Origin of the sequence: Lentilactobacillus rapi DSM 19907 = JCM 15042, assembly GCF_001436255.1 — a bacterium.
Taxonomy (GTDB): Bacteria; Bacillota; Bacilli; order Lactobacillales; family Lactobacillaceae; genus Lentilactobacillus; species Lentilactobacillus rapi.
Window position 1 is genome coordinate 20,445 of record NZ_AZEI01000048.1, and the last position, 24,600, is coordinate 45,044.

Annotated in this window: 28 protein-coding genes and 1 pseudogene; 14 read left to right on the plus strand and 15 right to left on the minus strand. The window is 43.2% G+C overall.

Annotation, left to right across the window (positions count from 1 at the left end):
* Positions 1-18: 18 nt before the first annotated feature.
* The 3 genes from FD12_RS06055 to FD12_RS06065 all read right to left on the minus strand — a co-directional run bounded on the left by FD12_RS06055 (position 19) and on the right by FD12_RS06065 (position 7,205).
* Positions 19-1,026 (minus strand): D-2-hydroxyacid dehydrogenase, encoded by a 1,008-nt coding sequence (locus FD12_RS06055; protein WP_056982220.1) that lies wholly within the window; start codon positions 1,024-1,026, stop codon positions 19-21.
* 247 nt (positions 1,027-1,273) lie between these two features.
* Complete coding sequence (locus FD12_RS06060) at positions 1,274-6,160, minus strand: DUF5776 domain-containing protein (protein WP_056982201.1); 4,887 nt, start codon at positions 6,158-6,160, stop codon at positions 1,274-1,276.
* Between the two features lie 151 nt (positions 6,161-6,311).
* The gene (locus tag FD12_RS06065) at positions 6,312-7,205 is read right to left on the minus strand and encodes a LysR family transcriptional regulator (protein ID WP_056982204.1); all 894 of its coding nucleotides are present in this window, start codon (positions 7,203-7,205) and stop codon (positions 6,312-6,314) included.
* 124 nt (positions 7,206-7,329) lie between these two features.
* On the opposite strand from FD12_RS06065, the gene FD12_RS06070 reads away from it, so the two are divergent.
* Positions 7,330-8,949, plus strand: a complete 1,620-nt coding sequence (locus FD12_RS06070; RefSeq protein WP_054748123.1) for a malolactic enzyme — start codon at positions 7,330-7,332, stop codon at positions 8,947-8,949.
* Between the two features lie 15 nt (positions 8,950-8,964).
* Positions 8,965-10,350 carry a class II fumarate hydratase gene (locus FD12_RS06075; protein ID WP_054748122.1) on the plus strand — a complete coding sequence of 462 codons (1,386 nt, stop codon included), beginning with the start codon at positions 8,965-8,967 and terminating at the stop codon, positions 10,348-10,350.
* 102 nt (positions 10,351-10,452) lie between these two features.
* Here the strand turns inward: FD12_RS06075 and FD12_RS06080 are convergent, their stop codons facing one another.
* From FD12_RS06080 to FD12_RS06090, 3 genes are all read right to left on the minus strand, one after another.
* The gene (locus FD12_RS06080; RefSeq protein WP_054748120.1) at positions 10,453-11,628 is read right to left on the minus strand and encodes a CPBP family intramembrane glutamic endopeptidase; all 1,176 of its coding nucleotides are present in this window, start codon (positions 11,626-11,628) and stop codon (positions 10,453-10,455) included.
* 132 nt (positions 11,629-11,760) lie between these two features.
* Positions 11,761-12,075 (minus strand): rhodanese-like domain-containing protein, encoded by a 315-nt coding sequence (locus tag FD12_RS06085; RefSeq protein WP_054748118.1) that lies wholly within the window; start codon positions 12,073-12,075, stop codon positions 11,761-11,763.
* A 95-nt stretch (positions 12,076-12,170) separates the two neighbouring features.
* Positions 12,171-12,794 carry a helix-turn-helix transcriptional regulator gene (locus FD12_RS06090; RefSeq protein WP_054748116.1) on the minus strand — a complete coding sequence of 208 codons (624 nt, stop codon included), beginning with the start codon at positions 12,792-12,794 and terminating at the stop codon, positions 12,171-12,173.
* Between the two features lie 488 nt (positions 12,795-13,282).
* On the opposite strand from FD12_RS06090, the gene FD12_RS06095 reads away from it, so the two are divergent.
* From FD12_RS06095 to FD12_RS06105, 3 genes are all read left to right on the plus strand, one after another.
* A complete protein-coding gene (locus FD12_RS06095; RefSeq protein WP_056982206.1) occupies positions 13,283-14,104 on the plus strand; it encodes a hypothetical protein in 822 nt (273 codons plus the stop codon).
* A 327-nt stretch (positions 14,105-14,431) separates the two neighbouring features.
* A complete protein-coding gene (locus FD12_RS06100) occupies positions 14,432-15,199 on the plus strand; it encodes an ABC transporter ATP-binding protein (protein ID WP_054748114.1) in 768 nt (255 codons plus the stop codon).
* A complete protein-coding gene (locus tag FD12_RS06105; RefSeq protein ID WP_056982208.1) occupies positions 15,192-16,766 on the plus strand; it encodes a hypothetical protein in 1,575 nt (524 codons plus the stop codon). The genes FD12_RS06100 and FD12_RS06105 overlap by 8 nt, the downstream gene beginning before the upstream one ends.
* Positions 16,767-17,542: 776 nt before the next feature.
* Here the strand turns inward: FD12_RS06105 and FD12_RS06110 are convergent.
* Positions 17,543-17,845, minus strand: a complete 303-nt coding sequence (locus FD12_RS06110; protein WP_054748112.1) for a hypothetical protein — start codon at positions 17,843-17,845, stop codon at positions 17,543-17,545.
* A 284-nt stretch (positions 17,846-18,129) separates the two neighbouring features.
* Here FD12_RS06110 and FD12_RS06115 point away from each other — a divergent pair, with 284 nt between their 5' ends.
* From FD12_RS06115 to FD12_RS06145, 7 genes are read left to right on the plus strand one after another with little or no spacing between them, the layout of a single operon-like run.
* Positions 18,130-18,312: a hypothetical protein gene (locus FD12_RS06115; RefSeq protein ID WP_054748110.1), complete on the plus strand. Its 183-nt coding sequence runs from the start codon at positions 18,130-18,132 to the stop codon at positions 18,310-18,312.
* 18 nt (positions 18,313-18,330) lie between these two features.
* Entirely contained in the window at positions 18,331-18,576 is a 246-nt protein-coding gene (locus FD12_RS06120) for a hypothetical protein (protein ID WP_054748108.1), read from the plus strand.
* On the plus strand, positions 18,569-18,856 hold the full coding sequence (locus tag FD12_RS06125; protein ID WP_056982210.1) for a hypothetical protein: 288 nt from the start codon (positions 18,569-18,571) through the stop codon (positions 18,854-18,856). The genes FD12_RS06120 and FD12_RS06125 overlap by 8 nt, the downstream gene beginning before the upstream one ends.
* Before the next feature lie 10 nt (positions 18,857-18,866).
* Positions 18,867-19,070 carry a hypothetical protein gene (locus FD12_RS06130; protein ID WP_054748104.1) on the plus strand — a complete coding sequence of 68 codons (204 nt, stop codon included), beginning with the start codon at positions 18,867-18,869 and terminating at the stop codon, positions 19,068-19,070.
* A complete protein-coding gene (locus FD12_RS06135) occupies positions 19,054-19,281 on the plus strand; it encodes a hypothetical protein (RefSeq protein WP_054748102.1) in 228 nt (75 codons plus the stop codon). The genes FD12_RS06130 and FD12_RS06135 overlap by 17 nt, the downstream gene beginning before the upstream one ends.
* A gap of 13 nt (positions 19,282-19,294) precedes the next feature.
* Positions 19,295-19,630 (plus strand): hypothetical protein, encoded by a 336-nt coding sequence (locus FD12_RS06140; protein WP_054748100.1) that lies wholly within the window; start codon positions 19,295-19,297, stop codon positions 19,628-19,630.
* Positions 19,631-19,643: 13 nt separating this feature from the next.
* Positions 19,644-19,946: a hypothetical protein gene (locus FD12_RS06145; RefSeq protein WP_054748098.1), complete on the plus strand. Its 303-nt coding sequence runs from the start codon at positions 19,644-19,646 to the stop codon at positions 19,944-19,946.
* 68 nt (positions 19,947-20,014) lie between these two features.
* Here FD12_RS06145 and FD12_RS06150 read toward each other — a convergent pair whose 3' ends face one another.
* Positions 20,015-20,371 carry a DUF6483 family protein gene (locus tag FD12_RS06150; RefSeq protein ID WP_054748096.1) on the minus strand — a complete coding sequence of 119 codons (357 nt, stop codon included), beginning with the start codon at positions 20,369-20,371 and terminating at the stop codon, positions 20,015-20,017.
* A 165-nt stretch (positions 20,372-20,536) separates the two neighbouring features.
* Here FD12_RS06150 and FD12_RS06155 point away from each other — a divergent pair, with 165 nt between their 5' ends.
* Complete coding sequence (locus FD12_RS06155) at positions 20,537-21,109, plus strand: helix-turn-helix transcriptional regulator (RefSeq protein ID WP_056982212.1); 573 nt, start codon at positions 20,537-20,539, stop codon at positions 21,107-21,109.
* Positions 21,110-21,111: 2 nt separating this feature from the next.
* Here FD12_RS06155 and FD12_RS06160 read toward each other — a convergent pair whose 3' ends face one another.
* Positions 21,112-21,648, minus strand: a complete 537-nt coding sequence (locus FD12_RS06160) for a hypothetical protein (protein WP_056982214.1) — start codon at positions 21,646-21,648, stop codon at positions 21,112-21,114.
* 365 nt (positions 21,649-22,013) lie between these two features.
* Between FD12_RS06160 and FD12_RS06165 the strand changes: the two genes are divergently transcribed.
* Positions 22,014-22,535, plus strand: a complete 522-nt coding sequence (locus FD12_RS06165; RefSeq protein ID WP_054748088.1) for a helix-turn-helix domain-containing protein — start codon at positions 22,014-22,016, stop codon at positions 22,533-22,535.
* Here FD12_RS06165 and FD12_RS06170 read toward each other — a convergent pair.
* The 6 genes and pseudogenes from FD12_RS06170 to FD12_RS14190 form a co-directional block, all read right to left on the minus strand.
* The gene (locus tag FD12_RS06170; protein ID WP_056982217.1) at positions 22,528-22,863 is read right to left on the minus strand and encodes a DUF5626 family protein; all 336 of its coding nucleotides are present in this window, start codon (positions 22,861-22,863) and stop codon (positions 22,528-22,530) included. The genes FD12_RS06165 and FD12_RS06170 overlap by 8 nt on opposite strands.
* A 60-nt stretch (positions 22,864-22,923) precedes the next feature.
* Positions 22,924-23,115: a hypothetical protein gene (locus tag FD12_RS06175; RefSeq protein WP_054748086.1), complete on the minus strand. Its 192-nt coding sequence runs from the start codon at positions 23,113-23,115 to the stop codon at positions 22,924-22,926.
* A 357-nt stretch (positions 23,116-23,472) separates the two neighbouring features.
* On the minus strand, positions 23,473-23,598 hold the full coding sequence (locus tag FD12_RS13865; RefSeq protein ID WP_146986072.1) for a putative metal homeostasis protein: 126 nt from the start codon (positions 23,596-23,598) through the stop codon (positions 23,473-23,475).
* A gap of 33 nt (positions 23,599-23,631) precedes the next feature.
* Positions 23,632-23,901 carry a 30S ribosomal protein S14 gene (gene rpsN, locus FD12_RS06180; RefSeq protein WP_054748085.1) on the minus strand — a complete coding sequence of 90 codons (270 nt, stop codon included), beginning with the start codon at positions 23,899-23,901 and terminating at the stop codon, positions 23,632-23,634.
* Between the two features lie 16 nt (positions 23,902-23,917).
* A complete protein-coding gene (gene rpmG / locus FD12_RS06185; RefSeq protein ID WP_054748082.1) occupies positions 23,918-24,067 on the minus strand; it encodes a 50S ribosomal protein L33 in 150 nt (49 codons plus the stop codon).
* Positions 24,068-24,227: 160 nt separating this feature from the next.
* Positions 24,228-24,600: pseudogene (locus FD12_RS14190) on the minus strand (hypothetical protein); the annotation flags it as partial.

Sequence of the window (24,600 nt, forward strand, 5' to 3'; positions counted from 1 at the left end):
CCCAATTTTTTCAATCCACTAAACGGCTTTAATCACATGATCACTCGACTTACCAGAAATCAGCTTCAATGTGTCATCCAGTGACTGTTTAACCATATTCTCCACGGCAATGTCTGTGTAAAAGGCCACGTGAGGCGTTAAGAAAACATTGTCAAGGGACTTTAAAGTTTCGTAGGCCTTCAACGGAATGCCATCTTTGCCCTCAAACGTTTGATTGAAGATCTTGGTTTCGTCTTCAATGACATCAATGCCGGCACCGGCGATTTGCTTGTTTTTCAACGCCGCAATCAACGCGTCTGTGTCAACCACCGGTCCTCTTGAACAGTTGATTAGAAATGCGGAAGGCTTCATCAGCGCGAACTGATCCGTGCTGACCATATGGTAATTGTCTTCGCTCATATACACATGCATCGTCACAATGTCTGCGTGCTGATAAATATCTTCCTTAGTGGTGTATTTAACGATCCCTTTCAAATCGGGATTCTGCTTAAAATCATTACCAAGCACGGTTGCCCCAAATCGCTTAAAGATTCTGGCAACCGTGCTGCCAATGCGGCCAACCCCGATAATCCCAATCGTCATTTCGGACAATTCACGGGATCTCAAGCCTTCAACAATATAATCATTTTTATGTATTCTCGCTTGGAACTGTGGAATGTGGCGAACTAAATTCATTGCGTGGGTCAGCGTCATTTCGGCGACAGCTTCCGGTGAATAGGAGGGCACGTTGGTAATGGTCAATCCATATTTTTTAGCCCATTTCAAATTGCAGGAATCCACTCCAGCTGATCGCAATGACAACTGCTTAATGCCATAATCGTGCAACTTTTGGTATAGATCCGGGGTCTCACTGAGCTTGCTGCGTTGACGGTAGTCAATCCCATCATAACCTTCCGCGAGGTGAACCGTGTCATCGTGCAGTTCAATTTGGTTAAAGTCGACCTGAACGTCGGGATGTTCGGCTGCCCACTGACCGACGAACTCTTTTTCGTAATCCAAAATATTAAAAGCTAATATTTTCTTCATCATTTCACCCACTCAATGTATTTTTTCGTCATTTCATTCGATCATTTTCGAATAAATTATAAAATGATGAAAATTTGCCAATAATATACCTCATTTACCGTTAAATGTCAAAAGGGCTTGGCGGCCATCTTCAATTGACAAGCAGCTGATCCCAGACATTCAATCAAAAATACCCTGCATTCCAAATACTAGAATGCAGGGCGATTGTTACTTAAATTCTGGGATCAAAACGCTTATTGACCCAATTTTAATACTTTCCAATCACAAATTTCTTGTTACTGGTAATCCAATGACCACTAGGGGTATAGAACCTGGTGATCTTTCCATACTGCTTGATCGCTTTAATCTTAATTTGGGTGCCTTTTTTGACATACATGGTCTTTTGGCGATTGGCGAACTGCTTGTTAACGTGATAATAAATGCCTTTATTGTTAATCACTTTAACGGTCTTAGGCTTAGTCAGGTAATACAGTGACCGAACATACTTAGGATTGGCCGTAATGTACCCGCCTTTGACCTTGTACCGTTTAACCCCATGCATGGTTCGAACGTCCCCACGTGAGTAATCCCACTTGTTGACCTTGAAAACAGCTCGCTGGGTCCGTGGTTTATTCGCATAGTGGCCAAGCTTGCCATTCAAGTTAACCGTCTTGTACCGATTGATCGCTTTAATATTATAAACTTTGTAAGGCGTATATGGTGCTTTCGTGGAAACAAACAGCTTATTGCCAGTGATATAGGATCCGTTTGCCAGATAGAACCGGGTGGCAAACTGACCATGACGAACCACTCTGACAATGTTTTTCACCGTTGTGCCCTGTTTCAAGAAGGTTGCTTTCTTTCGATCACTTTGCTTAAAGCCTGGGCCCTTGTGCAGGTAGATTCCCTTTGGACTGATAACGGTCACTTTCCGCTGCTTGCCACTGTAATACACTGGGGCAACAAAATCCGGATTAGCGGTAATGTAGCCGCCTTTTACCTTGTACCGCAGCAGGCCATTCTTCGAGTATGCCACGCCGGTAACTTTGAAGACTGGCGCGTAAATTCTTGGCTTCTTTTGGTAGAAGGTACCCTCACCTTTCTTGAAAGTGGCATTCTTGTGAACCCTGATCGCCTGCTTAGCATAAACTAATTTCACAATCTTCTTTTTAATGGTTATTGCCGGTTCGACCACCACGGTCTGGTTATCCGGAACGGTTGGGCTGACTGGCGTGCCTGGCGTCACCGGCGTATCAGGAGTCACTGGAGTCGGCGGTGTCGGTGGGGTTGGTGGCGTTGGCGGTGTCACGGTCTTCTTATAAACGTAGATAACCGTCCCACCAGCTTGGGTCAAGGTGCCATTGGCTGCCAAGCCAGCAGTCGAAATTTGATCAAATGTGTAACCGGCCACTGTAATTGGGCTGGTTTCATATTGATGACCCGTATATTGACCATCTGGATAAGTCGCATTGCCAGCTGGGGCAATCGGATTATTTTGTTCGTCAACATAATTGACTTTCACTCCGGCTGAATTTTGATAGTAAACAAAGGTGATCGTGCCAGTTACATCATTTTTCAGGGTACCAACCACTTTATCACCACTCATGGTGAAGCTAATCCCGTCACTGCCATTCACCACTTTGAATGTATATCCAGAGATTGTCAGTTGATCAGCCTCAAAGGGGTTGCCATCGTATTGACCATCCGGATAAGTTGCCTCATTTGAGGTGCCACTTGGGGCAATATTGTTTCCCTGTTCATCAACGTAAGCAACTTTAATTTGGCCGGCTTTCACGGCGTCAGCGACCGTAATTTTTGCCTGGCCCTTTTGGAGAACGAACTGCAAACCAGTTAATCCCTTTTCAGATCGTTTGTCGTATTCGATAACGCTCACCGTATAGGTATGGCCGGCAACCTTATTCGCATTAAAATCCGCCTCAGTGGTAAATACCTTGGTTGGATCGGCGTCGTCAGTAATTGTGACTTGAATTTGATCCTTATTGGTCAACGGATCCGTGTCACTAACCACCGTCACGCCATCCGCGTCTTTAGCATTTAACTGAGAACTACTGTCACCTGAACCGGCAATTGTCCACGTGCCATTGGCCGTTACTGTCGCATCTTTAATCGTCATTGAGGAGTTGTCGTCGACGTAAATAAATGCCAAGTTGGAATTAGCATCGCCATAGTGATAGGTAGCCGCGAAATAACGGGGAATCTTGTTACCATTCGTATCCCGGGCAAATTCTGTGTTGGTGGCATCCGTGTAAGTCCAAGTGGTGGCATTGTTATTGAAATCATCGGCATCTTTAAACGTCCTAATTGGGCGGTAGCCGATCCTATTGCCCGTACTGTCATACACGGGAACAACCTCTTGGACAGTTACCCCGAGACCTGGAACCGGCTGGCCATCCTGACCGTAGTAATTGGTAATCTTCGTCTGGTCGGCATTATTGATGACTGCCCCGTTAAAGCCCGAGCCAGGATCCCAAACATGCCCTTGGAAGACTTCGGAATTCTTGGCCGAGATTGAAATGACGCCATCGTTAACAAAAGTCACATCGGTCGAAGCCACCATCGAATAACCGGTCTGATCAGGGCTAATGACGCCGCCCATTAAGCCGGTTCCGTTACTTGCACCACCATCTGGGGCATTTTCTTTATAACGGCCGCCAACACTAAAGTTCAAGCTGTAAGTCTTACCAAGATTACTACCATCAGGAGACCATTCTCTTGGTAGTAAAATAACATAATAGTAATTTCCCCTACCATCGTTCATTCTGGCAAAAGTCATTTGATCAATATATTTGCCATTTTGAATAACCGCGTATGGATCACGGTAAGGATAGGCGTCCATTGGCTTGCCATCTGGTCCATAAGTGGTGATATAGCCAACAGTAGAAACATCGTTGGTCGCACCATACATCCCACCCCAATAACCATTTCCATAGTTCCAGGAATTTTTACTTGGTGCCGTATACTTGCCGGTATGATCGGTTCCGTTTGCCCAGTTGGTTGGATAATGCAGGAATTGTTGCACAATAATGCCATCTGGATCATCCTCACCATTTGAAAGGTGGCCGGGTCCGGTGTAATAGTAATCATTTAAGGTAATGAACTGGGAATCGTTAATCTTCTGGCCATCGAGTGGATTCACTAGTTGGCCGCCAGTGATATTAAACTTGTTTGAATTGTACGTGACCACGTAATGATCTGGGAACTTAATCACCTGACTAAGCACCTGATCCTTGGCTGGATTCCAACCTGGTAGGACGTAGGTTTTATTAACCGAATCCCAAATTTCGTTCTGTGGAATTGAATTTTGGTTTCGGTAAGTCCCATAGGAAGGATAGTTGGACAGATAGTTATTAAAGTTAACCGAGAAGTTCGGCTGTTGAACCAATTGGCCGATGGCTGCTGGAATAATCTTAAATTTGTTATTTCCAAGCCGAAGATCAGTTAATTTGGTTAAGGCAGCATAGCTTGCGGGCAAATCGACCAAGTCATTGCCAATCAAATTCAAATGGGTCAAATTAACCAGCTGGCTCCATGAATCCGGTACCGCCGTCAAATGATTATAATGTTCAATATCTTTCCAATTGAAGACATCCGCGTAAGCATAAAAGCCTTTGCCGTTGTTATCAATCAAGGTAAAGTTATTGACTTTGGCGGTTGGGTCATAATTCAAATGCACATTATTCTCTCTTTGTGGGACGAGATCATAAGGATCATATTGGGCTGGGTTATTGCCAGTATTTAAATCTGCCCCAAACCCATTAATCCATTCTGCGTAATTAAGACCGTCGTAACTTCCGACATTCAGCGTTGTCAGATTGACCAATTTTTCAATTCCTGCCTGGCTGACATCGGTTAAGCGGTTATTGTTCAAATCAAGGGTCGTAATCCCTTGAAGGGCCGACATGTCAGGTAACGTGGTAAAGCTGTTACCATTCAACGCCAAGGTTCCAGTCAAATGAGTTAACTTGTTGATTGAACTAGGCAAGGCCGCTAAGAAAGGATTGTTCACAATCTTGAGCGAGGTCAATTTGGTCAACCCACTTAGGTCGCCAATCGTGGTTAATTTGGTATTCCGAGTAATTTCCAGCGATTCCAAATTAGTGAGTTGACTAATTTCATCCGGAATCGTTGTAAATGAATTGTCGGTTAAATCCAAATTCTTAAGGCCGGTAAAATAGCCAATCCCTGTCAAATCAGCAACTGACTGGGTCTCATCGGCCGTATAAACATCAGGTGATTCGGCACTTTGACCCGTATAAGGATTATGATAGGTCGCTGTTTTATGAGCTCCTAGCTGTAATCCAACAATTTGAGCCACATTTTCCTGGGTGATGTCATTAACCGTGGCATTGTTCGCCAAGATTTTTTGAGAAATTAACAATTCCAAGATCTGTGATTGCATATTTTTGTCAGGCATCCAGCTATTGATGTCAACTGCAACCGTCAAAGCGTTAGTATTTTTCAGTGCCGCTGCTGTTTTAACGACCGGCGTTTGGTCAACCGACTTATCTACAGCTGATTTGTCTACAGCTGATTTATTTATTACTGATTTGTCCTCCGACTGGGATTTGACAGGCACCGGATCAGTCGGCTGGTCGTTAGATTGACTTACCTGATCAGACTTGGTGGCAGTTGTTTCTTCCACGTCATTTGCTTGAGGTTGCTGGGCTGTTACCTGCTCTGGTTGAGTCGGTGCCTGTTGGGCAGCCTGTGAAGCTGGCTGTTGTGACTGCCCAGTAGGCACTTGCAGGCTTGCTGATTCATCTGAAGCCGCTTGTTGCCCAGCACTCGGCTGAGTTTGGGCCGGTTGCTGATCAGGTGTTTGATTTTGCTTCGTTGATTGCTCTGGCGCAGCTGGTGATTGATCATTCGTCACAGCAGCCGCAGTTTGGGCCGTTGCCTCAGTCTGCTCAACCGGTTGTTCATTCACCGTTCCAGCACCTTGATCAGCTGGAGAAAGCTCCCCCTGAGAATCCCCCGCCCGGTTATCTTTGACTGTTACGGTTGAAATCTGGCCTTGTTGGTCTTGGGCATGAACGTTCAGCGTTCCAAGCCCAAGGGTTAACGCCGTCATCGTTGCTGCAGCGAAAACCCACTTTTTGCCGTCTTTATACATCCGCCAATGTGTTTTCATCATTGTCTCCCCCCTCGAATCCAATGGTTGCATTGCTACATAGTAATAATAACGGTTACATAAATGAAATGCCAGCAACTTGACTTACTAAAAACGCCGTGATATCAATCATTACAGCCGATTTACCGGCACATGGAGTTTTATTACAAGCCTGTTAACTTTTTGATGAATGAAACGTCACTTGGCGAATTTTCTCAATAATTTTTGCCTGTGAAGGACTAAAAACGGTGTCTTTTCGAGTTGCTAATCCGAGCTTAAATTTTGGCTGAGGGGTGTCCGTTAGTTTAAGCAAAACGACGTTGGGATTCGTCACTTTTACGGCGTTGCTAAGCAGACCAATGCCGACGTCTTGGGCAACAAGGTTAATGATGCTTTGGGTCTCAATCGATCGAAAGATCACCGCAGGCCGCATGTGGTTTGCTTGGGCCAGTGTGCGGAACACTTGATCATGAACAAAGCTATTTTTAAATAAAATAAATGGTTGTCCCTTTAGTTCTCGAAAGGCAATCGTGGTGCGCTTGGCCAATGGATTTTGCTTAGTCACCAAGATTGAAAATGGTTGGCGGTCAAACTCATCAATCTGGATTTCCGAGTCATCAATTTCGTCAACATATCCCAAAAAGGAAATATCCAGTTTGCCATACTTGAGATCCTTCAATGCCGACAATGATCCTTCTTCCACCGTATCCAAGTTCTCCAGATAATGATCCGGGAGCTGTTTGGCAATCCTTGGAAAATAGTTGGTCTCGATGATGGGGGGCATCCCCATGACCAAATGCTGCCGGTGACTATTTTGGATCTCAACGGTCGCCAACCGAAAGTGATAAAGCATCTCATTAGCGTGGGCTAAGAGTTGTTCACCAGCTGGCGTCAAGGTAATTGCCTGGTGGGGATTCCCCCGAACCAGTAATTGACTGGCAAATTGCGTTTCAAGGCGCTTAATCGCGGCCGAAACCGTTGGCTGGCTGACATGGTATTGTTGAGCAACCTTTGAAAAGTTTTTTTCTTGTGATAGTGAGACATAATATTGAAGATCATTAATATTCATGTGAATTACCCCGTTATTATCAGATACTTGTTGGTTACCATTATTAATCATAATAGATGATGGCTATTTTGACTATACAAAGTTCGCAAGATTATCCTTAAGAAAAACCAAAGGGTGCGATGCTATGACAAATCAAAAATTAACCGATCCATTTACCAACAAAGGAACTGCCTTTACAGCAGCCGAACGCAAACAATTTGGCCTGGTGGGCATGCTGCCGCCGAGGATTCAGAGCTTGGCAGAACAAGCAGATGAGGTCTATCGCCAGTACCAGCAACGCTCAACTCCCTTAGAAAAGCGCTTGTTTTTAATGACAATCTTTAATGAAAACCGAGTTCTCTTTTTCAAGGTCTTCAGCCAGCACGTTGCCGAATTAATGCCAATTGTTTACGATCCAACCATCGCAACGACGGTCGAAAATTACAGCCGGTTGTTCGTCCAGCCACAGGGAGCCGCCTTTTTATCAATCGACGATCCTGATTCAATTGAAGCATCCCTCAAAAATGCCGCAAATGGCCGCAAGATTAGTCTCCTCTGTGTGACTGACGGCGAGGGCATCTTGGGGATCGGCGATTGGGGCACTCAAGGCGTTGATATCACCGTCGGCAAGTTAATGGTTTATACCGCTGCGGCCGGAATCGACCCCAGTTCTGTACTACCAGTGGTGATCGATGCCGGCACCAATAACGAAAAGCTCCTGAACGATCCCCTTTATTTGGGTAACAAATTTAAACGAGTTCGTGGGAAACGCTATGATGATTTTATTGATCAATTTGTATCTGCCGTTGAAAAAATATTTCCTGACGTCTATCTCCATTTTGAGGACTTCGGTCGTTCAAACGCAGCTACTATTTTGAATCAATACAAAGATCGCAACCTGGTCTTTAATGATGACATCCAAGGAACTGGGATCATTGTCTTAGCCGGAATCATTGGGGCGCTCAACATCTCCAAGCAAAAATTCACCGATCAGCGCTACCTTTGCTTTGGCGCGGGCACGGCCGGGGCTGGTATCACCCGCAAAGTGTACGATGAAATGGTCAGTGCCGGGTTAAGCCCAGCGGAAGCCAAGAAGCACTTCTATTTGGTTGATAAACAGGGATTGTTATTTGACGATATGACTGATCTCACCCCCGAGCAGAAGCCCTTTGCCCGTTCACGCGCAGAATTTGCCAACGCTGATAAATTAACCAACTTGCTGGCCGTCGTCAAAGCCGTTCACCCAACCATCATGGTGGGAACTTCGACTCAACATGGGGCCTTCACCAAAGCTGTTGTGACCGAAATGGCAGCTCACACCAAGCGGCCAATCATCTTCCCAATTTCGAACCCCACCAAGCTTATTGAAGCCAATGCGGACGATCTGATTAAGTGGACGAACGGCCAAGCTTTAGTGGCCACTGGCATTCCGTCCGCTAACGTTGACTATAACGGTGTGACTTACCAAATCGGTCAAGCCAACAATGCCCTTATCTATCCAGGACTCGGGCTTGGTGCAATCGCCGCTCATGCGTCAGTTCTCAACGACCAAATGATTTCGGCGGCTGCCCACTCCCTCGGTGATATTGTCGACGTAAGCCAGCCCGGAGCTGCTGTTTTGCCGCCAGTCACCAAGCTCAACCAATTTTCGGATACAGTTGCCGCTGCCGTGGGGCAAAGTGCGGTTGATCAAAAATTGAATCAAAAAACAATTGAGTCAGTCACAGCAGCAATCAATGATGTAAAATGGGAACCAACCTACTAATAAGGAGCATTCGTCATGACTGAATATCGAATTGAAGCAGATACCTTGGGACAAGTGAAAGTCCCCAAAAACGCATTATGGGGGCCGCAAACCGAACGGAGCCGAAATAATTTCCCAACTGGGCCGGTCATGCCAGTCCAGTTAATTCGTTCGCTGATTCATATCAAGCTGGCCGCCGCAACCGTTAATGAGAAGCAGAACGGCTTGCCAACCCAAAAGGCTGCCTTGATCGAACAGGCTTGCCGTCAATTGCTATCGTTGGCTGATCATGACCTCATGGCTGACTTTCCATTGCATGTTTTTCAAACGGGATCTGGAACGCAAACCAACATGAACGTTAACGAAGTCATCGCGAACCTTTGTCAGCAAATCGATTCAACGGTTACGATTCTGCCCAATGATGATGTAAACCACTCTCAGAGTTCTAATGATACCTTTCCAACCGCAATGAACATTTCAGCCAGCCAAGCGCTCACCAAATTAGAACCGGAAATCGAACACTTGGTTACCGTTTTGAAACAAAAGCAGCAGCAATACTGGCAAGTCGTCAAAATTGGGCGGACGCACCTTCAAGATGCCACCCCGTTGACGTTTGGCCAAGAAATCAGCGGCTGGGTTAATACCTTGGAACACGATCTTCATTACATTAAAGAAACCAGTGACACCTTGTTGGAATTGCCAATCGGCGGTACTGCAGTGGGAACCGGTTTGAATACCTTACCTGGTTTTGACACCGAAATGGTCAAAACTTTAACAACTGAATATTCACTGCCCTTTAGAACGCAAAATAAGTTCTTTGGGCTAAGCAGTCACTCTGGCTTATCGGTTACCCACGGCGCCATTCGAACTTTAGCAGCTGACTTGCTGAAAATCGCCAATGATATTCGGTTTCTCGCTAGTGGTCCGCGGGCCGGCTATGGTGAATTAACCATCCCGGCTAACGAACCCGGTTCCTCGATTATGCCCGGCAAGGTCAACCCGACCCAGGCCGAAGCCATTACGATGGCCGCCACCCGGGTAATGGGTAACGACACGACAATCGAAGTTGCCGCCAGCCAGGGGAATTTTGAAATGAACGTCTACAAACCAGTCATTATCTTTAGCTTCCTGGAATCAACCACATTACTGACCGGCATTATTCACAACTTCACGGATAAGTTGGTAGCTGGTATCACCGTTAACGCCGATCGAATGCAGGAATTGGTTGATCATTCACTGATGACCGTCACCGCATTATCCCCACACATCGGCTATCATAAGGCCGCTGAAATTGCTCAGTTAGCTCATCAAGATGGCACCAAATTAAAAGAGGCCGCCATTAAATTAGGCTATGTGAGTGCGGCTGATTTTGATAAGTGGATGAAACCTCTTGATATGACGAATATTGACCGCAAAGATTAACAATAATTTGCTTTTACACAAAAACCGCAATCATTCCTAATTCAGGAAACGATTGCGGTTTTCAATTACATAAATATATTGAAATCGGTTCTCTTAGTGCGTCTATTTGCGAATGCGTTTCAGGATTTGCGCAAAGGCCGCCTGATTCTTTTGATTCTTCAAAATAAGAAAGACAACGATCAGCTCGATGATTCGGGTGATGATAATAAATTCGATCATATACGGCGACATGCCACCAGCAAACACCCCCGCGCTCGTCATCGGATAACCAATTAAATCAATCGTGGCGTGCAGCGTGATTCCAATCCAAATCGTACCGGTATATAACGTAATAACGCTAAACAGCATCCCAACCCCAAAGGCGGCAAAGATTTGTAACAAGGTCGGTAGCAACCCCTGACCACTCAATAGGTTTGAGGCATGAAACAAACCAAATGCGCCGGAACTTATTAAAGTGGCCCACACAATCCTTCTTTGATTTGATTGACCTTTAACAGTTAACAGGGGCCAAAGAAATAGGTACCTAAAGATAAGTTCTTCTTTAATGCCGACCCAAATAATGGTTGCGGCAATAAAGCTGAGTGAATGGGAGCTCAAAACGAGTTGAAACTTCGTAAACAATCGTACCCAACTGCCAGCCGTCATCCCTAGATTTAAAAGGGCAGTCGCCACTGCCAATCCCAGCCACCAATAATTGACGGTTGAATTAATTCGGAATCGAGGGAACCGGTAGCCCCATCGATTCATCCCATCAATCGCAATGCCAAAGGAGCCAAAATATGATAACCATAAAACGGGATTACCTTGATTAACCGGAAAGTTTAAAAATTGCGAATTAAGCGCGGCCAAATAAAACGTGACCATCAAGATAACCATCCCAGCGATTTGCCAGCCAATTCCCCGAAGTGAATACAGAACGACCTTCAAGAAGGGAGATAACATGATGCCAAATACGATCAGTCCAATTACCATGACCAACCATTTAGAAACGGCCAGCTTAATAACTAACGGCGCTCCTAGCAGGCAAATGGCGAGGCCTAGTGAAAAGGGAAACAAGCAAACTAATAATAGTTTTAAGGCGTTATTGATGAGCGTCAACCATTGATTATGATCGGTCCCCATCAACAAGCCACCTGCCAGCAAGCTGATGCCGACAGGAATTAGCGTACTAGCGTGAAATGTTAGATAGTCTAGTTTCAGTAAATATAATGTCGTCACAATGACTGTGATCAATAGGCACTCCGCCTTAAAGATCAATAAAAGCGATTTCTGTTTCATAATGGGTTCCTCAATTCCTTCGGATGATATTTGCCGAACCCCAACTGAAGAATAACCCCGACCAAACTAAAAGCGGCCCAAATGACCAGACCGCCTGAGACAACAAATTAATCTCATTTTAGCTACACCTGGCTAATTGGCTTTCGTAACCGCACCCTGCCAAGCGTTCATCCCACCTTTGACGTTAATAACGTGATAGCCGGATTTACTCAAAATTTTAGCCGCCATTTTACTTCTGCGGCCTGAATGGCAGATTAGGTACCAAGGTTGGGGATAGTCTGGTTCATCGATACCGCGGGTGATTTGGGATAACGGCCAGTTCTTGGCGCCCGGAATGTGGCCTGTTTGAAATTCATTTTCTTCACGAACGTCGACAATTGTTGGTGCCATTGGTAATTCTTTTTGCAATTCTGCAGTTGAAATCTGTTTGAATTTTAAAAATAGCATGATTGTTCCTTCTTCCAAATTAATAGATCAACCACACTTTAACATCTGTGGAAGCTTTTTAAAGGTTTTGATAGAAATATCTATCGTTGGCAAAATCATTTTTCCCTGGAAACAGTCTCATTATCATTCGACCAGGACCGATTACGAACCCGGCGTTTCAGTTGAATAGCAACGTCAATCAACATCACCCACCCAACCACACAGCAGGTCGTGTAAAAACCAAAGCCCATGTGAAAGGCATGCAGCCAGCCACTAATCAATGCGACGGCGCCAATTACCATCTCCGCAATCATGAAAACCATTTGTGGCTTGACAAGTCGTTGACCATACTTAGAAATCAGCACGCGCAATCCAATCGTTGCCAGCAACAAAAGATTCATCCACATTAATCCCTGAGTTGTCGAAAGTTGGGTAATTCGTTCCACAACGATGACGGCGATCAGAGCATTCATAACAGTTGCCGATGCGTGGTGATATTTTGTCGCCTTAGAGCCGGCTTTTACAGTAACGGCACTAGCATTGCCCAATAGATCGTCAAGAGAAATTTGAAAAATGGTCGCCAATTGTTTTAAGGTATCAATATCTGGTCGATTCCGGCCAGTTTCCCAGCTGGAGATTGTTTTCCGTGAAACATGTAATTTGTCTGCCAGTTCTTGCTGTGTAAGAGCGGCCTCACCTCTTCTTACTTTTAATTGTTGTGCAAAATACGTTTCGATCATCGTGATCCTCCTTAAGGTAATGCCAACCTGTCCTGACGGCAAGCTATTCATGCTAGCATCAACGTTGTAGCTCATAATTTTGCCATTTTTAAACTGAATAATATGTATGATTTACAGTAATCGAAAACCGAAAACTGGTAGTTTCCGATTTGGCCCCTTTAAATATTTTATACGCTTAATTGGTTATTACTGCAAGCTGATAAATGCTCTTAAGGGATGTTTGCCAAACTTTTACAGTGAGTTAATCACCAAATGGAAGTATAACTTCCATATTCTTATTTTCTTCTTGCAAATGGAAGTATACTTCCATATTTTGATGTTTTGTTGGTAAAATGGAAGTATATTTCCATATTGACAAAAAATTGCCGTCCATTCTGATATAAAAATTGAGTGCTCGCCCGCTTCCATCATGTCCGTTTCAATGATTAATAACTTTGCAAACCGTTCCCGGCTGTTGGATAATATAGGCACTGAAGGGAGACTTAATCATGCATAATAGAAAAATTAAAATTTTATCGATTATTTTACTGGCCTTTGGCATTGGCCTAGGATCGCAACAAGTCACATCACACGCTTGGTCATCAACTAACAAATACACTTGGAGTTCTGGGAAGTCCGATGCAGCAATCTACTATACAAACACCAAGAAGAATGCTTATATTTGGAATTATCATTTCACTAAAAAGTTGCATAATTTAAAGAATTATCAATACACAACTTGGTATGTAACCCGGTCTTTCGTTCATAAAAGCCGGGTCTATTATAAAATTAGTAACTTCGGCGGTAAGGCTAAAGGTTATGTCTGGAATCGTTATCTTACCCCGGCAGTTGTCAAAGATATCAACGGGTTTAGTTCCAATAAAGCCTACACAAATTATTTAAATACCGATAAATCACAAAAGTTAACTAGAGCATTACTTAAGCTAATTCCCGACGCACAAGTTAGTTTGCGATTATCTCAACAAGCTGCCAACAATCAAATCATCGATTATAAAAACGTCATTGACTTAGGGAAAATTCAGGGAACTGCAACCGAAGGCTTAATTACTCATAAAACGACAGTTCATGATTATTTAATGTCACCAGCAGCAAGTAACGCCAGTAAAGCAGCTACCATCAAAAGAATGCTTGCAGCTAAAGGATATACAAGCAAAAAATTAGGTAGCTTAATAAGTCAGGGCTACCATGTTGGTATTTACATCAATGACGGCGCTGCAACTTCAGTTGGTAAGTCTGGTTACCCAAGTACGATCAGCTATACATCGACTATCCAGAATAATTACGCGCTAGTGCTTGCTCAGCCAAAATAAGTCATTTTGAGTTCTTCTTTTAGTATCTTGAATTTACACTTTATTGATAACCAAATTTAGTCTCACAGCCCATCTTTAACAGTTGTCTCAAAATCTTAGCCCACAAACTCATTGTATTCGGGGAACTTTCGGTGTACATTCTGCTTAGCAAGAAGGACTTTCCTACCAGAATGGATTCGACAAACCACACAATCGTCTGATGGTATTATTACTGATTTCTAAACCACCCAGAGATCCACCAGCAAAATTCTGAGGAGCTAATGATCATTATTCGGGGAATAGTATCCTGTTTTAGAAACCACTCGTTGTTGAAAAGGAGACTCACCCATGATCGAATTTAACCACCTGCAAAAAGTTTACGAATCAACCGTAGCCCTAAGAGATTTATCCTTAACAATTCCCGATGGCAAAATTTTCGGCTTTCTTGGCCATAACGGCGCTGGTAAATCGACGACCCTCAAGAGTTTAGTTAGCGTCATCGAACCAACTTCCGGCACAATCAGCGTTGACGGCATCAGTTTGGCCGACCACCGCTTGGCCATCAAAAAAAGAATCGGTTACGTACCCGACTCCCCTGATATTTTTCTGGAACTCACTGCTAACGATTATTGGGACCTGATCGCATCAGCTTACCAAATCCCAAAAGAGTTGCGAGCTAAACGACAATCCGAGCTGACTGATCTATTTGACATGACCGCCCACGCTGATTCGCCAATCGGTGATTTCTCCCACGGCATGCGCCAAAAGGCTATCGTCATTGGTGCCTTACTTCCCGACCCGGACATTTGGGTCTTGGACGAACCCATGACCGGTTTGGATCCTCAAGCCATTTACGATCTCAAGCAACTCATGCGAAAACACGCTGCTAAAGGCAAGACCGTGATCTTTTCAACCCACGTTTTGGCAACCGCTCAGGAACTTTGCGATGACCTAGCAATTCTCCGCCACGGTGACCTCATCTATAATGGCTCGGTTAAGCACTTGCTCAGTACAATGCCAAAAGCCACCCTTGAAACCATTTATCTCAAGATGGCCGGCAGAGCCGCTGACCAGGAGACGGTTAACGATCTTGAGGGGAGCGATCACAATGATTAATCACCAGTTATGGCAGCTCATGAAGGTTAACCTGCTATACGCAAATCCCCAGCTCACTCGGCGCCAACGGGAAAAGGGCAAGACCGGCGGCGCTCTGTACCGGTCGCTGATGTTGCAATATGGCTTAATTGGCGTTCTTTTCATCTTTATTTTTGGCAGCACCATGCTCGTTGCCAATTTGTATCAAAATGTGGGTATTTTCACTAATCTACTTGCCTTGTTTACGGTTCTTGGATTGGGACAAACCATCACAGCGCTTGATAACGTGTTCTTTGAAAGTAAGGATCTCAAAGATTACCTACCATTACCGTTAAATCAGTGGGCAGTTTTCATTGCGAAGTTTTCAATTGTTGTTTTGATCATTTTGCCAATGGAACTGCCAACATGGATCCTCTTTGTGATGGGCGGTGTTCATTCAGGCCGCTTTATCGGCATCAGTATCCTAGTCGGCACCTTCATGTTTATCCTGTTTTATCTTTGCTTGTTCCTAATTTGTTCCGTTGGTATTTTCAGCTTTGCGCAAACTAAAGTCTATCGAAGTCACCAAAAATTAATGACTTTTTTGATGACCGGCTTATCAATGATCGCGATGTTTGCGGCCATCTTCGTCATGAACACCGGTGATGACAGCCGATCAACCAATTCATTCATCATCCTCGGATTTGCGCAACTTCACCAAACAGTTGCCGACCCATTGAGTATTGAAAGCCTCATCACCATTGCAATTATGCTCGTAATCGTTGTGATACTGGGTTTGTTTATGCAAAAGGTGCTGTTACCAAAAGTGCTCAGTGGGGCAAATGTTCAACAGGTTCGCAAACCAAAACGAAAATCTCATCAGGGAACTGGTATGAATCGCCAATTCATTCGCTATAATTTAGGCCTCTTGGGAAATCCAACTTTGCTGATGCAGTCGTTTTCGATGACCATTTTTCCGGTTTGTATTTTCACCCTGATTTTTGTCTTTCAAGATGGATTCAACCTGTCAGAATTAACGGCTCAGGATGCGGGTGTCACCTTCTTAGCTGGGATCGTTGTCGCCGTTATGACGATCAATCAAGGCTCGTTGGCTGGCATCTTCATTTCCCTAGATCGCCAAAATTTGTCATTCATTAAATCATTGCCAATCGAATTTAAAAGTTATCTTTGGTTAAAATTTAAACTGATTACCAGCCTCCAAGGAGCCGTCTTAGTTGTTCTATCAGTGGGACTTGGTCTTTTAACCAAATTGGCCTGGCTTGATATTTTAACACTTGCCCTCGGCGTCATTCTCGGTAATATTCTGGCAAGTTTGTATAACTTTACCCGCGACTGGCGCTTGCTGGACTTAACATGGACCAATGCGACCCAATTATTTAACCGAGGCGGTGGCAATATGCTAATCGGCTTGGTGACCTTTGGCTCGATCGTTGTCGGCGCTAGTTTAATTGCCGCCTATATTTTGCTGGTTCACGCTTACGCACCACTGCTTATCAATGCCGTGGCGTTGATCCTGATTGCTGTCCCATCAGTTGCTATGTTGTGGCATTACTATCGCTATTGGCAGAAGGTGAATTTGGCTTTGTAGGTCTGACCCATGCTAAAGTTATAATGTTTCTGATATAGACTCTACATCTTCTAAGTTCATTATTTTCATACATCCGATTTTGTAAACCTGGTATACTATTAAGGCCGCCTACCTAGCGTCAGTTAGGAGGTGTTCTTATTGATTCATGATTTCCTTGCCCCACTTGCGGTAGCATTGATCACCGCGTGGTTTGTTGACTGGCTGAGCCACAAACACCGCAAGTAAAGCAAATAGGCGATAATCAGCCCACAAAAAAGCCCTTAACAGTTACTGGCGAGTCACTGTTAAGGGCTTTGGTGTTCTTATTGACATGATTTCTTTGCATCATTAATATATCATGGAAATTTTGAAATGTAAACTTGGACGTACGAGCTAATTTGGCATTACATAACGATGTTGCTTTTAACAATATAATCTTTCTGACATTGAATTGCTGGCTTACTAACGCTCTTTTCTATACATCCACTTTTGTAAACCTGGTATACTATTAAGGTCGCCTACCTAGCGTCAGTTAGGAGGTGTATATAGTGTTTCAATATTTTCTTGCCCCACTTGCGGTAGCATTGATCATCGCGTGGTTTGTTGACTGGCGAGTCACAAACACCGCAAGTAAAGCGAAATAGGCGATAATCAGCCCACAATAAAGCCCTTAACAGTTACTGGCGAGTCACTGTTAAGGGCTTTGGTGTATATAGTTTCAATATTTCTTGCAACATCAATATATCATGGAAATTTTGAAATGTAAACTTGAACACTCAGCTAATATTAAGCCCTACTTATGACCTATTATCACTTACATACTCACTGAGCAGCTGATGGCGATATTCTTTCGGCCCCATTGACCGCTTAACCCGACCCCAGAGAATCGCAGCAACTTTCATTTTATTTGGGAACTGCTGACTGGCGGGATCCGCGCAAAAATCCTTCACAAAGTTGTTCCACTGATAGGTCTTTTCTTCCGCTGTCTCATCAACCAGGTCATCATTTTGCTGATATTCCCGAATAAAATCGCCAACCGTCATCGTCAAATCAGTTTTATAATAATAGTTCGCTTTAAATTTTGCTAAAGTGAGTTTCATGGGTCCTCCACCAGCATTCGTTTTGTCCTCATTATACCCTTTTCGTAATCAGATATTGCCAATTACTCAAAATGGGATATGCCGTTATTAATCAACTTTAACCGAAGAAGGGGTTGCAGAATGACTATCAACTTCCGAATCAATAACGGCTAATCGGAAACCGCACCAACTGGTTTCCGATTTTTTCTATGTAAACTACTGGCTTCTTGTTCAGTAATCATTGATATGCTATCGTCAAACCATACTTATGATTATTTCTTAACCTCAAAGGAGCATTTCACATCTTGAAGAAGCACCTATTTTGGATCATATTTGCCATTTCGTTTGTTTTTGCAATTATGAGTTGGGGGCTCAGCCAAGTTTGGATTCACTTATTTCCAGCAGAAGCACCACTTTTAACCGCCACCACCATTATCATATTTTCACTGATTGCGATTCACATTACTGATTCATTCGAAAACAGTTAGCATTATTGGAGATGTCGTATGAAACCCCGGGAAGATCCCATCACCAAACATCCAACCAAATACACCAAAATTAGCGGAATCTTCGGCTGGATTTGGTTAAGCTGCATTCCAATTGTCTTAGTCAGCGCCTATCTTCATATCACCACGCTGGCAGTTGTCATGAGCTTCGTTGGCGGATTGGCTGCCATTGGGGATAGTGTTTGCGTATTCCTAGATCTATGGCAGCGCCGAAACGAAATCGCTAGAGAGGATCATCATGATTAAACAAGTAGCCAAAAAAGCCACCAGAGCCGCTAATACGTGGTTTGCTGTCGTGATCGCCGTTAACCTGATCTTTATGCCAATTGATTGGTTATTCCATAAATCCAACAACTTAATTGGCTTTATTCAGATGATCATTCAGGCGATTGGCAATCACAATTTCATGGTTTTCGGCGTTATTTTGCTCACACTTTTAGCCTGTTGGCTGGTTATTTTCCTAGTCGCCTTGTTTTTCTACTGGCTGAACTACGAAATCAGTAAAAAGGATTACTATCAGAAGTAAGGTGGTTCCTATGAATAAACTGCGGCGATTTTTAACTGAATTTAAAACGCATCCTGTTGGCACTTTGGCCTTAATTGGTTGGATTGTCGCCTTTAACTGGGCAATTTCTGCCAATAAAGTGATCAGTTGGATTTTTATTTCTCTACCAGTCCTTTACTGGCTGTTTATCATTTACGAATTCTGGAGGTCCCAGCAAGATGAAAAGAATCAATAGTCGACGTCATCAAGCAGCCGAGAAGCCCCATCACTTTCTCGTGGCTTTTCTCATCATCTTGCTGCTAATCGTTGCCTTCTTTTGTGATTACTACAAAGGAGCCGTTCGGCAAACACCGTTATTTTATTTATTAACGTTCGTTGAGGTCGGTTGCGAAGCGTTAGCTGGCGGCTACATTGGTTGGCGGATTGTTAACCGGTTTCTTAAATAAGGAGGCCACACTGATGAAAGTGAATCGTTCTCTAAAGCAGCACGCCGATAATTATCGTCAAGCCGTGCTTAACCAACAAAGCATCAAAATTGGCCTCCTTTCACTTCGTCTGTCGACACTTTGCTGGTCGCTAACCATTATCGCGTTAATTTTGATCATATTCTCTCAAACGCGGAATCTTGGCTTCTTAGTTGCCGGAATCGCATTTCTAGGCTTTATCGATGTTTTAAATGCCTGGCTGGTCAACCATCAGCTAGGGATCATCATCAGTATCTTGCTTAGCACCTTTACGATCTTTGTTTTATGCGTTATTGCCTTGTTTGTCGTCGGCGCACTTCTTCACCTTTAATGGAGGATTCTTTATGGAAAGCTATACGAAAAAATCTTTACTGCTAGATGTTCTTAACGAAGTTTGTGGTCAACTCAACATTAAAGTGAGCTCCCTCATCTTTTTGAACTACGAATTTACAAATGAACAAATCCGGGACCTTTATCAATACCTAACTTTGAAGGACTCATTGACACTCACCGTCGAAGCCTTCGAACTTTCCCAAGAATTAATCAGTATCAAACCCGATTTGGGTGAGGATCAGGCAGAGGACATGGCAAGCCAATTAATTGATGCCTTACGAAAAGAAGGCCGCTTCGAAAATGTCTGGGTCTAAAAATAATCTAAGGGTAACTTCAGCTGACAACGCAGAAACGTCCAGCCGGAGCTACCCTTAGATTGTTTTTATTGTCGTTGCCGCTTTAAGGATTGCAAGTGGATTAAAATCAGCGTCTTCGAATAACCACCTTGTCGCAGTTGGTCATCACTTAGTTGATTAAGCTGGGTGAAAAACCACAAACTAAGGTTAAAATAGCTTTCGTGAGGAATCGCAAATTCTAATCGGGATAAGCGTTCTGCAGCTTCTCCATACTGGTGTTCAGCAATCAGCTTTTTTAAATCAGCCTGATGAGGTAATTGTTCAGCCTGCTTTTTTGGAAACACAATCTGGGTTGGCCCACCATTCTTACCGCTAATCGCCACGCCCAGTCCCTGTCCAATTGCCCGAATTTGTCGAGTTAAAAAGTCTTCATCTTCCTGCATAAGATCACTCCTTCTCATCATCCCTATCCATGCTCGTCACTAAGATATCATGATAAAATAAGGATTAGAAGTGGTCCGACAAACGATATCAAGAATGTAAACGCCTTTTACCACCCGAATAATTCGAATCGAGAACCAACTAGAAACTAAGGAGCTGAGGTTTGCATGTATGTCACGACCCAATTAATTCATTTGCGGAAACAATTTGGTCTCACCCAAACTGATGTTGCCAACAAAATCCACGTTTCAAGGCAAACCGTCTCCCACTGGGAAAATGGGCGTACCTATCCCGACATTCAAAGTCTCCAATTACTCTGCGATTTATATGGTGTATCGTTAGATGATCTAGTGAATGGGGACATTCAATCCATGAGGGGCAAGCTCTTAAAGCGGGGCATCCAGTGGCAGATTTTCGGTATCCTGATTTGTGTCCTGTTTACCTATCTTTCGTTAATAAGTATGCGATGGTTGCCAGCTGGGATTGCAATGATGTTGGTCGCAACTTTTGCGACACTTGGGGTTGTCCTGTCGATTACCCTCATCACCAAAACCAGAAGCTTTGAACTCAACACTTACCGGCAAATCCTGCAGTATTTAAAGACCGGTGAGGTTGCCCCGAATCAAACGAGCACCAAGCAACGCACCGTTGTCATCATTTTCTCGGCGTTGCTTGGTGCTGTCATTGGACTTATCCTAACCCTATTAATCGGGATCTATCTGCTCGGTTGGTCCTTTTAAGGCTATTTAGTTTGAACAAATGCTAAAGCCAGCCAGTGGACAACCATCCAGAACAGCAATGGCTGCCAATATTCAGGAATCGATATTTTTAATGATTTGACCCATCTGATCACGTAATGGGTACTTTTGATGTACTGATTATTGTGAATGGTTCGCAGGGTTATCATCGATAGGAAGTACAGAATCATGGCAAATGTTATCATTTGCAGCAGCCCTGCCAGCAAGCCGCCAATATTGCCATTTATTAAAAAGATGATTGACCCCAGTAAGTCCATCAAAACAACTGGATAGAATAAGAATGTCGGCACTACCAGGATCCATCTTATGGGGATAAGCGAGACCACTAGATAAACGAGGATCAACTTGCCCAAAACTACAACCGGGTCGATCAATGATCTCAATGAGACGCTAAATGTTAAATGAATGGGCAGTTGAAAGAACTGTTTCCCAACCGCACTCATCAATAGCAAGATCACAAACATCCCATAGACAATCAGGCTAATCATGATCCCTTTTGTCATCTTAATTTTTGGAAACATCCAAACCACCTCTTCAATATGTATTTTGCTGAAGAATCGAGATTATATATATTGTCAAACAAATCGACGAAGACAGAATCAAAAACGGGAAGTATCCCTTAACTGACAACTGATTAAGCTTAAAATGGACCTTTATCAATAAACCAACCAATGCGGCAACAAGGGTCACAATCACCAACAGCCAAAGCACCAAATTAACCTCCCTTCTTTATTCAATTAATGTTTTGACCTTATCATAATCGGAAACCCAACAAAAGAACTTCTGGGTTTACATCCGGTTTACGTTTGCGATCTAATTTTTTCTTCGAAAACTTATTAATAAATGCTATATTGTATATAGAAGAATTTAGAAAGGTGGGATTTACATGGAGGATTTAGCAAGACAACTCAAAAAAGCCCGCATCAATCGCGGGCTATCACAAAACGAAGTCGCAACCATCCTACATATCTCCCGTCAGTCAATCTCTAAATGGGAAAATGGCCGTGGCTACCCAGACATTGACAACCTCGTTTCATTAAGTCGGATCTATCAAACCTCAACGGATCAGCTGCTCCAACAAAATAACCAACTTAAACAGGAAATTCAGGAACAGCAAACCATTCCCATGGGAGACGACAAACCTAAACCGGTATCAATGGAGCTTTATCAAAATAACGATGAAGGCATTATCCTCCTCATCCTCTCGTTGGTGTCCGCACTGGTACCAATAGTAGGTGTTTTTCTGCCAATGTACGTGCTTTGGCGGAATAACAAATACAACAGCCTCCACAAAACAATTATTGTGGTCTCGGCTGTTGTCATCTTAATTAGTTTAATTAGTGTTTACGTGATTATCAGTGATAATTGGCTTCATCCATCAGGAACGAAAATATACAAAATTAATTAGCGGTCACGTGAATTTTATGGTCGGCAACCTTCGTCTTCAAGTATGTGCGATAGACAACGTTGCCGACTTTTCTTGTCATATGTAACGTCACTTTATTGCTGGCGGGTTGGGAAACATACTTTTTGACGATTGATCCCACTAACCCTTTCGCCTTCACATGAGAAACATCCGTAATCCGATTGCCGTGAGTGGTAACGTCATACTTAGCTTCCCAAGACAGGGCGGATACGTGTGAAACCCGATAGGTCGCCGCGTTGACGTGAAGCTCTGCACACATAACTAAAATAAAGCATCCTGCGGCAATAATCAGCTTTTTGATGTGATCCATCTCCTCAATCTAATTGTTGCCTTTAAAGATACCGCATTTAACCAGTTTGCGCAAACTGACTCAGTTTTGAATCTGTTGAAAGGTTCCGACATCAAGAACCAACGTGATGGTCACCACCAGAATAATCTGATACAAATCGCTCTCTTGGAACTGACGATTAACGATTGCCATGATTGGGCTCATTAAAAATGCAAGCGCCGTAATGTTCAAAATTCCGAATATAATTGAAAAGAAAATTCGTTTCAAATTCATGGCAATCACCCTTCTTTAAGCATGTAACGTCAATAAGCAACGGTGTTAACTGATTGTGAAACATTATCGATTAACAAACTTTACTTCTATCGTATCACCTGTCGGTTCCAAGCCAAGAAACCATTAGTTTACGTTATCCAATTCATGGTTTACATGAGGAAAACCCCAGTTTCCGATAAGTATAATTTGATGTCAGTTTATAAATTATCTTATACTAAGTCAAGCAATTAGGTTTTTGATTATTTTTTGGCTATCAACTAGCTATTGCTTAAACATATTTCGACAAAAACTGGGTTAGACAAATGACCGCTCATTTGTCTAACCCAGTTTTCATCACTATTTAGTTCCAAAACCTCATTAATCAAGGTTGGTCCGGCGCTTTTGGGTTTTAACTTCCTTGATAATCTTCAAAGCCCGTTTACGGGTCTTGATATTTGGACTTTTCAGGAGCCGATAGGCACTTGATAAATCTTGCTTTTCCATTGGCTTTCTCCTTATTCATTGAATCGTGATCGATTACCAGCTGGCTTTGTGAACACCAGGAATTTGACCAAGATGGGCATACTTTCTAAAGTTCAATCTCGACATATCAAACTTGCTCATGTAGCCTCGGGGACGGCCATCTAGATGATCTCGGTTGCGAAGCCGGTTCGGGTTAGAATCCTTAGGTAACTTGCGCAATGCTTCATAGTCACCCTTTGCCTTTAATTCACGTCTCAATACCGTATACTTGGCAATCAACTTCTTTTGTTTTTCTGCTTTTGCAATTTTAGATTTTTTTGCCACTACTCATTCCTCCTATTTATTTAACTTCTCGAAAAAGTGCTTTTCGTTGCAATTTTGGTGAATACTTTTTGAGCTCAAGTCGATCTGGATTGTTAGTTAGGTTCTTGCTGGTCAAGTAAAGTCGCTCTTTGGTCTCAACGCATTCCAGAACAATATTTTTTCTCATGCCAACCACCTCTCCTGCCATTTTTTACATTTTTGTTTAAACAGTAATCATTACGTTTTACAATTATGCCACGATCAGAATTTATGTCAAGGAAATTTTGACATAAAAATGGAACAAAACATTTCTGCTTTGTTCCATTTTCGTTAAAGATAAATAGTCATCATAGTGTTCCATGCTTTTTTCGCTGATAGTAAATTATTTCGTCAGCTAAAGCAACAATCCAAAAGCCGATTGCTAACCAGCTGGCGTCACTAGTATCTCCAACATTCAAATACCAACTGATTACGGTCATGCTTGTGAACCCAATTACTAATGGCCAGATAACTTTCCTCTTGGTAGGCCATTGAGAAAGAGTTGATTTCCCCATCAATTGTTCTTTGAAATTTCTAATCCGCATCATGACTAAAACATTAAATAATGCGATCAATAATAACAGTGCGCCCATGATTCCTTGATGCTTTATAAAGATGAAACTTCCTAAGAAACTGTTTGAGATCTCTAAAAGCGGCGTAGGAAAACTGAGACAAACGCTA